Below are 11,401 nucleotides of genomic sequence, written 5' to 3' on the forward strand. Positions count from 1 at the left end.
GGGCCCGACGGGGGGCGTGCCGGGGCCGACCGGGGGTGCACCGGGGCCGACGGGCGAGCGACGGAGGGCGTGCCGGAGACCCGCGGAGGACGCGCCGGGAAAACCCCCGCCCGGCCTGTCCGAAAATCAGTGCGTCAGAGTGTCGACCGGGACGGCGTTTCCCCTCGTACTCCCAAGCCCCACCGGGGCCCGCACCCCGTAGATGACCCGAAGGAGCCCCTCACCCATGCGCGGAGCCGTCCTCGCCCCGGCCGCCGGAGGCACCGAGCCGATCCGAATACCCGGCGCGCGCCGCCCGCCCGCGCCGCCCGGAACCCGGCGGCGCACCTGGACGGACCGCGCGCCGTACCTCCTCGCACTCGCGCTGTTCGCCGCGTACAGCACCCTCTCCGTGCTGCGGTACCGCCGCTTGGAGACCCGCTCCTGGGACCTGGGCATCTTCGAGCAGGCCATCCGTGGCTACGCCCACCTCCAGGCCCCGGTCGCGGACCTCAAAGGCCCGGGGACCCACATCCTCGGCGACCACTTCAGCCCCGTCACGGCACTGCTCGCGCCCGCCTACCGGCTCTTCCCCACCCCGGTCACCCTCCTCGTCGCGCAGGCCGCGCTGTTCGCCCTCGCCGCGGTCCCCGTCACCCGTGCCGCCACCGGCCTGCTGGGCCGGGCGTCCGGCCTGGCGACCGGCATCGCGTACGGGCTGTCCTGGGGCATCCAGCAGGCGGCCGACTTCGACTTCCACGAGATCTGCTTCGCCGTCCCGCTGATCGCCTTCTCGCTCGAAGCCCTCCTGCGCCGGCGGTGGCGCTCCGCGCTCCTGTGGGCGGCGCCACTCGTCCTGGTCAAGGAGGACATGGGCGTCACCCTCGCCGCGATCGCCCTGGTGGTGGCCTGGCGCGCCCGCCGGGACTCGCCCCGGGCCGCCGCGTACGCGACCGGTGTCGCCGTCCTCGGCGCGGCCGCCACGCTCCTCACCCTCACCGCCGTCATCCCCGCCTTCAACACCACCGGCGGCTACGACTACTGGGCCAAGGTCGACGACGGGCCCTCCCCCCTCGCCGGCGCCGACACCAAGCTGCGCACCCTCGCCTGGCTGCTCCTGCCCACCACCGGGCTGCTCGCCCTGCGCTCCCCGCTCCTGCTGGCCGGCGCCCCCACCCTGGGCTGGCGGTTCCTGTCCGGTGACGACCACTACTGGTCCACCGACTGGCACTACAGCGCCGTCCTGATGCCCGTGCTGTTCCTCGCACTCACCGACGCGGCCGACACGGCGCGCCGCAGCCCGCGCCCCTGGCTGCGTACGTACGCCGACCGGCTGCCCGCCTGCGCCGCCGCGGCAGCGCTCGCCCTCACCCCCTCGTCGCCCCTCTCGGCGCTCACCGAGGCCGCCACCTACCGCAAGAGCCCGCGGGTCGTCGCGGCCGAGGAACTCCTCGCCCGCGTCCCCGACGGTGCGACGGTCGAGGCGAACGTCGGGCCCATCAGCCGCCTGGCAGGCCGGTGCCGGGTGCTGTGGATCGGTGACGCGCGGGACGTGACCCCCGACTGGATCGCGCTCGACAACTCCTCCGGCTGGGTACGCGACCCGCACACCTACGCCCGGCAGCTCCACCCCGAGGCCCGCTACCGCCTGGCCGGCGAGGCCGGCGGCTACCTCCTGCTGAAGCGCCGCACCTGACGGGCCCGCGTCCACGGGATGGCACACCCCGTGACGCCTCCGCGCCCGCATGGAATGCTGCCGCATACATGCATCCTGACGTTTTGGGGGGAACGTGAGCGGCACCGCCGGCCGAGCAGACCGTACCGAGGACGGCGCCACCCCCGCGGGCCGGGCCACCAAGGGCTCCTCCACCGCCCCGCGCGGACGCGGACCGGTCGTCGCGGCGCTCATGACGGGCATGGCCCTCGCCGCGCTCGACGGCACCATCGTCTCCACCGCCGTACCGCAGATCGTCGGCGACCTCGGCGGGCTCTCCGTCTTCTCCTGGCTCTTCTCCGGCTACCTGCTCGCCGTGACCGTCACCCTCCCGGTGTACGGCAAGCTCTCCGACACCTTCGGCCGCAAGCCCGTCCTGATCGCCGGCATAGTCCTGTTCCTCGTCGGCTCGCTGCTGTGCGCCGCCGCGTGGAGCATGGAGTCCCTCATCGCCTTCCGGGTCGTCCAGGGGCTGGGCGGCGGTGCGCTCCAGGGCACCGTGCAGACCATCGCGGCCGACCTCTACCCGCTCAAGGAGCGCCCCAGGATCCAGGCCCGGCTCTCCACCGTCTGGGCGACGTCCTCCGTGGCCGGACCGGCCCTCGGCGGGCTGCTCGCCGGGTACGCGGACTGGCGCTGGATCTTCCTGGTCAACCTGCCCGTCGGCGGTGTCGCCCTCTGGCTGATCGTCCGCCACCTCACGGAACCGGCCCGCACCGGGGCACACGCCCCCGCCACCGCATCCACCGCCGTCACCGCCGCCGTCCCCTCCCGTGCGAAGGTCCGGGTCGACTGGCCGGGCGCCCTGGCGATCTTCACCACCGGTACGTTGCTGCTGACCGCCCTCGTCCAGGGCGGCGTGGCCTGGCCCTGGCTCTCCCCGCCGTCCCTGGCGCTGTTCGCGGGCGCGGCGGTCCTCATGGCCGTCACCGTCCTGATCGAACGCCGCGCCGCCGAACCGATCATCCCCGGCTGGGTCTGGCGCCGCCGCACCATAGCGGCGGTCAACCTCTCCCTCGGCGCGCTGGGCCTGCTGATGGTCGCGCCGACGGTGTTCCTGCCCACCTACGCCCAGTCCGTCCTGGGGCTCGGCCCCATAGCCGCCGGCTTCGTCCTGTCCGCGATGACCTTGTCCTGGCCCATCAGCGCGGCGTTCTCCGACCGCGTGTACAACCGCATCGGCTTCCGCCTCACCGCCGTCACCGGCATGACCCTCGCCGTCCTGGTCCTGCTCGCCTTCCCGCTGCTGCCGTACCCGGGCGAAGCGTGGATGCCCGCCCTGCTCATGCTGCTGCTGGGCGGCGGCCTCGGCCTCTTCCAGCTGCCGCTCATCGTGGGCGTCCAGTCCACCGTCCCCTGGTCCGAGCGCGGCACGACCACCGCGTCCGTCCTCTTCTGCCGCCAGGTCGGCCAGAGCCTGGGCGCGGCCCTCTTCGGCGCCATCGCCAACGCCGTCCTCGCCACCCGTCTCACCGAGGGCGGCCTCGACGACCCCGCCGCGCTCACCCCCACCGCGGTGGACGCCACGGTGGAGTACGTGTTCGTCGGCGCCGCCGCGGCCGGGACCCTGGCGCTCGTGGTCCTCCTGACCCTCGCCCCGCGCCGCTTCCCCGTCCTCACGGACGACGACCGGGCCACCTGAACTCCCCGCGCCCGGCCCCCGGCCCCGCGCCCCCGGGCCACGGGCCACGAGAACGGCTCGGCGCCCGCCGGGAGGCCCGGAGCGACGACCGGAACCGTCACCGTGGGACCAGGACACGCGCCGGGCTCCGGAACCACCACCGGCCAGGGTGTCTCCGGCGAACGCCGGAAGCCGCACCGGGCTCGGGCCGGGAACGGCGGGACGCCCCGTGGCCCGCGCGCGACGGGCACGGACCCGGTGGACCCGCACGACCGCACGCCCGGCGCGCGCCACAGCGGTGGCCCGCGCACCCCGGTGCTCGGCACAAACCGGACGGACCGGGGCCCGCGCACCCCGGTGCTCGGCACAAACCGGACGGCCCCGCCCGCACGCCCGGTGCCGAACCACGAGCACGGACCCGGTGGGCCCGCACGCCCGGCGCCGACCCACGGGACCGGGCCCGGCGGGCGGAGCCACCGCACCCGGTGCTCGGCACGGTCCGGCGGGAGGGCGCGGGGCGCTACTCCGTACGGCCCGTCAGCGCCGCCAGACTGCTGCGTACGTGGGCCATGTGGGCCCGCACCTCGTCGCGTGCCGTCTCGTGCTCGCGCAGGATCCGCTCCGTCTCCCGCTCCGTCCGCTCGGCGCGCAGCCGCGCCTCCGCCAGCAGGGCCCCGGCCCGGGCCTCCGCCTCCTCCTGATCGTGCCGCGCCTGCTCGGCGGCCGCCGCCAGCAGCCGCTCCGCCGCCGCGAGCCGCTCCTCGGCCGCGCCGATCAGCTCCGCGTGCCGCCGCGCCGGCTCCGCTTCCCGCCCCGCCGCCGCACGCTCCGCCGCGTCCCATCGCTCGGCGTGCCGGGCCTCCTGCTCGGCCAGCAGCCGCTCCGCGCGCTCCCGCGCCTCCCGCAGCGCGGCCAGCCCTTCGCCCCGCCGCTCCTCCGCCTCGGCGAGCGCGCCCGCCCTGGCCTCCGCGGCCGTGCTCCGCGCGGCCGCCACGATCTCCTCGGCCCGCTCCTCGGCCCGGCTCCGTACCGTCCCGGCGGCCTCGCGCGCCGCGTCCCGCAGCGACCTGGCCGCCGCCTCCGCCTCGTCCGCCAGGCGCCGCGCGTCCTCCAGCGCGTCCGCCCGCAGCGCCTCGGCCTCCTCCTCCGCGAGCGCGAGGATCTCCTGCGCGCGCCGCCCCAGGGTCTCGTACCGCTGCGGCGGCAGTTCGGCCACGAACTCCCGCAGCCGCACCGCCTCCGCGGTCAGTTCCCCGGCCCGCGCGGCCAGTTCGTCCACCCGGCGCCGCGCGGCGTCCCGGTCCGACTCAAGACCGGCGACGGCCCGGTCCACCTGCTCGGTCCGGTAGCCCCGCCCCCATACGACAGCGAAACCGCTCATGACTGACGCCCCTTTCCCCGATCCAGGATGCAACACCCCGGGCCGGCGGAAAGGGGCGCCCATGCGCCAAGCTCCGGCTTAAAGCAGCCCGTCCCACATCTGCTCGAGCAGCACCGACCACCAGCTCTCCGGCGACGACAGCGCCGCCGGGTCCAGCATCGCCAACTGCGCCTGGAAGTCGACCGTCCAGCGGCCCGCCTGCTCCGGCGTCAGCCCGAACCGCAGCCGCCACATCCGCCCCAGCAGGCCCAGGCACCGGGTGAATTCCGGCAGCCCGCTGTTGACGAACTGCGGCGCCACCGACCGCCCGTCCGGGCCCGCCTCCACCGGCACGGCCACGATGTGCGCGGTTCCGTACTGCACGCAGATCGCCCGCCCGAAGTCCGACCCGATCACCAGGTACGAACCCGCGTCGGACGCCGGCGGCACCTGCCGCTGCGCGGCCAGTTCGGCGAGCGTCGGCACCACCGGCTGAGCCGGCTGCGCCCAGAAGAAGGGCCCGAAGTCCGCCGGCAGGCCCGCCCACACCAGCGTGCGCGCCACCAGCTCCGGCACCCCCTGACGCGACACGGCCCGCTGGTCGAACCGGCAGATCCCCTGCGGCCCGAACGCGCCCACCAGCTCCTGCGCGACGGCCTCCGGCGGGACCGGCGGCACGGGCTGCACCGGCGGCAGCGGCACACGCAGCGGCGCCGGACGCGCCGGACCATCGGCCACCTGGTGCAGCTCACCCTGGTGAACGAGGAGTTGCCGCATCCCCTGCTGACGGCTCGCGTGATCCCGCCCGTACGGGGCGATCGACGTGATCCGCGCCTGCGGCCACGTCTCCCGGATCATCCGGGCGCAGTACCCGCCGGGCAGCTCGCACGACTCCAGCTCGGTGTGCAGCTCCAGCACCTGCTGCGGCGGCACGTTCATCACCCGCAGCTCGTGCAGGATCTGCCACTCGGGGTGCGGCGTACCGGGCGCGGAGCGGCGGATCAGCTGGGCCTCGGACCCGTCGGGCGCGCGGTACCGCAGCACGGCCTGGTAGCCGGGGCCCACGGTCGGCAGACCGGTCGGCGGCTGCTGCGGGTAGCCGTACGCGGGCGGCGCCGGAGCCGGCGGAACGGGCCCCGGAGGCGGCAGCGGACCGGGCGCGCCGCCCGGACCCGGCCGGGCCAGCATCGTCTCGGCGTGGTGCACCCCGCCGCCGGGGGGACCGGGAGGCGCCGGGGGCGGCGGTGCGCCATGGCCGCCCGGCGCACCCGGAGGGCCGGGCGGAGGAGGCGTACCCGGACCCGGCTGCGCCAGCATCGTCGCCGCGTGGTGCACCCCACCACCCGCGGGCGGGGTCGCACCCGGAGGAGCCGGAGGCGACGGAGGACCCGGCGGAGGCGTCGCACCGGGGCCGCCCGGCGCACCCGGAGGACCCGGCGGAGGAGGCGTACCCGGACCCGGCTGCGCCAGCATCGTCGCCGCGTGGTGCACCCCACCACCCGCGGGCGGCGTCGCACCCGGAGGAGCCGGAGGCGACGGAGGACCCGGCGGAGGCGTCGCACCGGGGGGCAGCTGCGAGACCATTCGCGTCGGTACATAGCCGTCGGCCGGGGCCCCGGGCGCACTCGGGCCCGACGCGGGCGGGCGCGCGCCGGGCGTACCCGGAGCCCCGGGCGGCGGCGGAGTCGTGGGACCCGTCCCGCGCGACGGCCTGGCACCGCGCGGCGGGAGGGTGGCCTTGCTGGTGGCGGCGTCCGCGATGTCGCCCGCCGCGGGGCCCGCCTGCTGGTCGAGCGCGGGCACGACGGCGGTACGCGGCAACTGGCTGCCGCCCGACATCAGCGCGGTCGGGGCGTCGGCGCCCACCGCCGGCGGCGGGGTGTCGTCGTCGTCCGACCCGGACAGCGGCGGCGCGAACACGGTCGCGGGCAGCGGTACGGAGGCGTCGTCGCCCTCGGCGCCGGGCGCGCTGACGTCGCTCCACGGCGCCGAGGCGGGCACCCCGTCGGGAGTGGTGGGCTCGTGGTCCACGGGCGCGGCCGGCCAGACGGCGGCCTCGCCGTGCGGCCCGCCCCCCGCAGGCGCCGGGCCGACGGACGCGGCGGGCACGGCGTCGGCGGGATCCCCCGGCTGCCCGCCCGCGCCGGAAGCACCGGCGCCCGAAGCACCCGTGCCGGAAGCGCCCCCACCGGAGGTGTCCCCGCCCGAGGTGCCCCCACCGGAGACGCCCTCACCGGAGGTGTCCCCGCCCGAGCTGCCCCCACCGGAGCGCCGGTCCGGGATGCCCAGCCGGTCCGCCGCCTCCTGCAACCACTCCGGAGGCGTCAGCAGGAACGACGTCTGGTTCAGGTCGATCCGCTCCGGCTGCGCGGCGGGAGCGGCCGGCGCCCCCGCGAGGGCCCCGTACTCCTCCTCGTACCGGCGGATCACCTCACCCACCGGCAGCCCCGGCCACAACGTGGCCTCACCGCTGTCCCGGGCGATCACCAGCCGCTGACGGGCGCCGTCCGAGCCCGGTCCGCCCCCCGGGCCCGCGGCCCGGGAGGGATCCCCGCCCCGGGCCTCCGCCCACACCACGAACCCCAGCTCGAACTCCCGCACCCGCACCTCACGGTGCTGGTACGCGGGCACGTCACCGTTGACCCACTCTTCCGCCCGCTCCTGCGCCTGCGCGAAGGTCACCATCGAAAGCTCACTCCCCCACCGGAACGGCCCGCGCGAAGCCGCCGTCCACCATCAGGTTCGCCACCGTCTCCAGCTCCGGCGGATTACCCGCCAGCCGCAGGAGGAACTCGTCGAAGTCCGCCCCGCACGGCAGCAGCAACCGGTCCACCCGCTCCTGCACCGTCAGGCCGTCCTGATCCCGCGCGTCGTCGTACGCGCAGAACCACACCGAGCCCACGTCACCGCCGCCCCGCACCTTCACCGCCAGCAGACCGCCCTGCACGAAGGCCACGCCCAGGTAATCCTTCGTCAGATGATCACGCAGACACTTGTTGACGTACACCAGGTCGTTGATCGCCGCCTCGTCGCGCACCGTGAAGAACGGCTGATCGACCAGGAGCCCCAGCTCCGCGTCGAGCGCGGCGCCGACCGGCGCGCACCCCCCCGCCGCCTTCAGGAACGACCGGTACGCCTCCGGGAGCCGGTACCCCAGGTCCTCCTCCACGCCCTGCAACTGCGCCTCGGACACCGACAGCGCGCCCTTCGGCAGCCCGAAGTGCGCCGGACGGGTCTCCTGCAACGGACGCGTACCGCGCTTGCCGTGGTCCACCGCGGCCGTCACCAGCCCACCGTGGTGCCTCAGCAGCGCCTTCACCTCCACCGGCACCAGCTCCATGCGCCGCGTACCGGCCACGTGATGCCACGTCCAGCCGTGCGGCGTCGCCACCGCCGGCACCGTGTCCCACAGCTCGTGCCCCGCCGCGGACAGGGCGGCGTTCGCCGACACGTAGTCCGTCAGCCGCAGCTCGTCCACGCCGAACCCCTCCGGCGGCTCGGCGATCTCCGCCACCGCGCGGGCGTACGGCGAGAAGTCCGGGTGACCGTTCCCGTCCACCCGCACCCCACCGGGATGCCGGGCGGCGCGGACCGGGTCCGGGAAGTGCACGACCTGCCCGGCGTAGGCCGCGTTCGGTGGCGCGGCACTCTGCCCGAGCCGACCTGTCGTCATGGCGGATGCCCCCTGCTGCTGCTGGCTGGTCCGCACAGCCTAAGCGGTGGGCCGACAGGGGGGACCCGCCCTCCGCTCCGGTGACCGACCGTCACACTCGGGTGACCCCTTGACGACAGGACGACACGCCGATCACACGTTTCAGTGCCCCCGCTTCCCCATCGGCTCACCCATTTGGCAGGCTGTCCCACGCAACTCGGGGGATTGCAGAGGGGACACCACGCATCATGCACACAGCGCGACCAGGCACAACGCCAGCAACCGGCGACCCACGCCTCAGCTGGAGCAGCACCGGTCCCGACCTCACCCCCATACTCCGCCACCGCCGCGACGGCATCCTGCCCACGGTCGGAGCAGCACTCTCCGTACGCGGCGCGACCCTCACCTGCACCGCCGGCCGCGGCGACCGGCCGCCCGTCCTGCACCCCCTCGTACAGGATTTCCTCGACACCCTCACCAGCGGACAGCGCGAACGCTTCACCGGCCGCTGCCCCGAAGCGATCCTCCTCTCCCGGCACCTCGCCGCCACCGAGGGGAACCGCTCCAAACGCGCCCAGCGCAAACCCCTCAGCCAGGGCGAAGCCCGCCGGTCCCTGAAGAACGCCAAGATCACCGCCCGCCGCATCCGCGAGGACGGCGACCCCCTCCACGGCAGCTACGCCGCCCCCTGCCGCTCCTGCGCCGCGCTCCTCGCCCACTTCGGCGTACGCCCCATCGACCCCACCACCGCCCAGAACGGCTGACCCCACGCACATGCCCGACCTGAACACCACCCGCTTCCCCGTCGCCGTCGACGCAGCCCTCAGGGAAGCGGGCTGGCAGCCCGGCCGCTGGGACATCGCACAGGCCGAACACTGGGCCGACGCCCTCCGCGCCCACGTCTCCCCGGCCGGCCACCGGCACAGCGTCTTCCCCGCCGCCGTCGAAGCCTGGGCAGAATTCGGCGGCCTGCGCATCACCGCACCCGGACCCGGGCGCCAGATCGCCCCCACACCGGTCCACCTCGACCCGCTCGCAGGGCTCCACCACGCCCGCAGCCTCGCCGACCTCGGCCGCGCCCTCGACACCGACATGGCCCCCCTCGGCGAAGAGGCCGACAACAGGGCCGTCCTCGCCATCGACGCCGAAGGGCGCGTCTACAGCCTCGACCACGCCGGCGACTGGTTCCTCGGACCCGGCATCGACCACGCGCTGGCCACCCTGATCACCGGCGCCCAGCCCGCCCGCCTCACCTCGACCTGAACCGGCCCCGGCCGGCCCTTCAGGCCGCGGGAACCGGCAGGACCGCCGACACCCGGAATCCACCCTCATCGGTCGGCCCCGACACGAACACCCCGCCCAGAGCCGTCACCCGCTCCCGCATCCCCACCAGACCATTGCCGCCGCTCGGCAGCCCCGCGTCCGCCGTACTGCCGTCCGTCGGTCCGTTCTCCACCTGCATCGCCACCTCACCACCCCGGTGAGCCAGCCGCACCACCACCTTCGCGCCCGCCGCGTGCTTGTGGACGTTCGTCAGCCCCTCCTGCACCACCCGGTACGCCGTCCGCTCCACCCGCGCACCGTACGGCCGCGCCTCCCCCATCACCTGCAACTCCACCACCATCCCGGCCTGCCGGGACTGCTCCACCAACTCCTCCAGGGCGTCCAGACACGGCCCGTCCTCCGCCGAGTCCGCCCCCGCGCCCTGCGTCCCCGCGCCGTCCGCCCCCACGGCGGCAGCGGCCGCGGCCACCCGTCCCACCGCCGCCAGCGGCACCGTCTCCCGGACAGGGACAGCGTCCCCCGCCCGCAGCACCCCCAGCATCTCCCGCAGCTCCGTCAGCGCCTGCCGCCCCATGTCCCCGACCAGCGCCGCGTTCTTCACCGCCTTCTGCGGATCCTTCAACGCCACCGCCTGAAGCGCCGCCGCGTGCACCACCATCAGGCTCACCCGGTGCGCCACCACGTCGTGCATCTCCCGCGCGATCCGCGTCCGCTCCTCGGTCCGCGCCATCTGCGCCTGCTGCTCCGCCCGGTCCGCCAGCAGCGACAGCTCCTGCTCCAGGCTGTCCGCCCGCTCCCGCAGGCTCTCCAGCAACCGCCGCCGCGCCCCTATGTACAGCCCGAACAGCACGGGCGGGGCGTTCATCCCCAGCGACAGGATCACCGCCATCAGCGGCACGTACCACGGCCCGGGATCGAAGTCGGCCGACGCGATGTCCTGCCGCAGCCGCACGAACGTCACGATCAGCACCGCCGCCAGAGACATCCCCGCCAGCACGGCGATGATCCGCCGGGGCACCTCGGAGGCGGCGAGCGTGTACAGCCCGACGACCCCCATCAGGTAACCCATTTCGGCGGGCGTGATCGCGATCGAGACCAGCACCACGACGACCGGCCACCGCCGCCGCACGACCAGCACCGCCCCCGCCACCAGCCCGAACAACACCCCGACGGGCACCGGCAACGCGGCACGGTCCGCGAACCCCACCCCCTCGACCGCGCACTCCACGGCGGACACCGCCGCCAGCGTCACATCCAGCACGGCACTGCGCCGCCGCCCCCACCACCGGCCACGGGCGGTCATACCCGCGGCGTCCTGGTGCGCCCCCGTTGTGGTCATGTCCTCCAGCCTACGGGCGGCCGCGACCCCTTTTCCGGCGGCTCCGCCGGCACGAACGACCCCGGTCCGCACCCACAGGGCCCACTGATCCCTCGCGCACCTGAGGGACGCCCGGACGGTCGCGGCAGCGAGGCATCTCCACCCCGAGCTCCTGGTCCGGTGGCCTTGTCGTCGAAGTCGGCCGAAGCACCGACTTGTACCGTCGCATCGAGGGCTGTTGGTACGGCATAGTAGGGGCTGCCGTCGCGTCCGACCTCAAGAAGCGGACATAGCGGACGAACCATCCCGGGTCGTCTAATGGCAGGACAAATGGTTTTGGTCCATTGAATGAGGGTTCGATTCCTTCCCCGGGAGCTCACGTTCGGGTCCTGACCTCACCGTCAGGACCCGCTCTCGTTCCCCGGGCCCCCCGCCCCCATTTCCGCTCCGAAACCCCCCGGTATCCTGCGGGT

The 11,401-nt window shown here is 75.2% G+C and carries 8 protein-coding genes and 1 tRNA gene; 5 read left to right on the forward strand and 4 right to left on the reverse strand.

The annotated features are described in order from the left end of the window. Nucleotides 1-226: 226 nt before the first annotated feature. Nucleotides 227-1,675 carry a DUF2079 domain-containing protein gene (locus ABD347_RS14865; protein ID WP_344361092.1) on the forward strand — a complete coding sequence of 483 codons (1,449 nt, stop codon included), beginning with the start codon at nt 227-229 and terminating at the stop codon, nt 1,673-1,675. A 94-nt stretch (nt 1,676-1,769) separates the two neighbouring features. Then, entirely contained in the window at nt 1,770-3,335 is a 1,566-nt protein-coding gene (locus ABD347_RS14870; RefSeq protein ID WP_344361095.1) for an MFS transporter, read from the forward strand. A gap of 499 nt (nt 3,336-3,834) precedes the next feature. Here ABD347_RS14870 and ABD347_RS14875 read toward each other — a convergent pair whose 3' ends face one another. The 3 genes from ABD347_RS14875 to ABD347_RS14885 all read right to left on the reverse strand — a co-directional run bounded on the left by ABD347_RS14875 (nt 3,835) and on the right by ABD347_RS14885 (nt 8,347). Next, the gene (locus tag ABD347_RS14875; RefSeq protein ID WP_344361096.1) at nt 3,835-4,695 is read right to left on the reverse strand and encodes a cellulose-binding protein; all 861 of its coding nucleotides are present in this window, start codon (nt 4,693-4,695) and stop codon (nt 3,835-3,837) included. 78 nt (nt 4,696-4,773) lie between these two features. Beyond that, nucleotides 4,774-7,359 carry an SUKH-4 family immunity protein gene (locus ABD347_RS14880; protein ID WP_344361097.1) on the reverse strand — a complete coding sequence of 862 codons (2,586 nt, stop codon included), beginning with the start codon at nt 7,357-7,359 and terminating at the stop codon, nt 4,774-4,776. A 7-nt stretch (nt 7,360-7,366) separates the two neighbouring features. Further along, nucleotides 7,367-8,347: an SMI1/KNR4 family protein gene (locus ABD347_RS14885; RefSeq protein WP_344361098.1), complete on the reverse strand. Its 981-nt coding sequence runs from the start codon at nt 8,345-8,347 to the stop codon at nt 7,367-7,369. A 227-nt stretch (nt 8,348-8,574) separates the two neighbouring features. Here ABD347_RS14885 and ABD347_RS14890 point away from each other — a divergent pair, with 227 nt between their 5' ends. Next, nucleotides 8,575-9,090: a YwqJ-related putative deaminase gene (locus ABD347_RS14890; protein ID WP_344361099.1), complete on the forward strand. Its 516-nt coding sequence runs from the start codon at nt 8,575-8,577 to the stop codon at nt 9,088-9,090. Between the two features lie 10 nt (nt 9,091-9,100). Then, a complete protein-coding gene (locus ABD347_RS14895; RefSeq protein WP_344361101.1) occupies nt 9,101-9,589 on the forward strand; it encodes an SUKH-3 domain-containing protein in 489 nt (162 codons plus the stop codon). A gap of 19 nt (nt 9,590-9,608) precedes the next feature. Here ABD347_RS14895 and ABD347_RS14900 read toward each other — a convergent pair whose 3' ends face one another. Then, on the reverse strand, nt 9,609-10,949 hold the full coding sequence (locus ABD347_RS14900; protein WP_344361102.1) for a sensor histidine kinase: 1,341 nt from the start codon (nt 10,947-10,949) through the stop codon (nt 9,609-9,611). 283 nt (nt 10,950-11,232) lie between these two features. On the opposite strand from ABD347_RS14900, the gene ABD347_RS14905 reads away from it, so the two are divergent. Then, nucleotides 11,233-11,303 (forward strand) — tRNA-Gln (locus ABD347_RS14905). Nucleotides 11,304-11,401 lie beyond the last annotated feature (98 nt).

The organism is Streptomyces gobitricini, from assembly GCF_039532985.1.
GTDB lineage: Bacteria > Actinomycetota > Actinomycetes > Streptomycetales > Streptomycetaceae > Streptomyces > Streptomyces gobitricini.

Excerpts from the sequence above, each read along its gene's own strand:
- ABD347_RS14895 (WP_344361101.1), top strand. The coding sequence starts at position 9,101 with ATGCCCGACCTGAACACCACCCGCTTCCCCGTCGCCGTCGACGCAGCC.
- ABD347_RS14875 (WP_344361096.1), bottom strand. The coding sequence starts at position 4,695 with ATGAGCGGTTTCGCTGTCGTATGGGGGCGGGGCTACCGGACCGAGCAG.
- ABD347_RS14890 (WP_344361099.1), top strand. The coding sequence starts at position 8,575 with ATGCACACAGCGCGACCAGGCACAACGCCAGCAACCGGCGACCCACGC.
- ABD347_RS14865 (WP_344361092.1), top strand. The coding sequence starts at position 227 with ATGCGCGGAGCCGTCCTCGCCCCGGCCGCCGGAGGCACCGAGCCGATC.
- ABD347_RS14880 (WP_344361097.1), bottom strand. The coding sequence starts at position 7,359 with ATGGTGACCTTCGCGCAGGCGCAGGAGCGGGCGGAAGAGTGGGTCAAC.
- ABD347_RS14900 (WP_344361102.1), bottom strand. The coding sequence starts at position 10,949 with ATGACCACAACGGGGGCGCACCAGGACGCCGCGGGTATGACCGCCCGT.
- ABD347_RS14885 (WP_344361098.1), bottom strand. The coding sequence starts at position 8,347 with ATGACGACAGGTCGGCTCGGGCAGAGTGCCGCGCCACCGAACGCGGCC.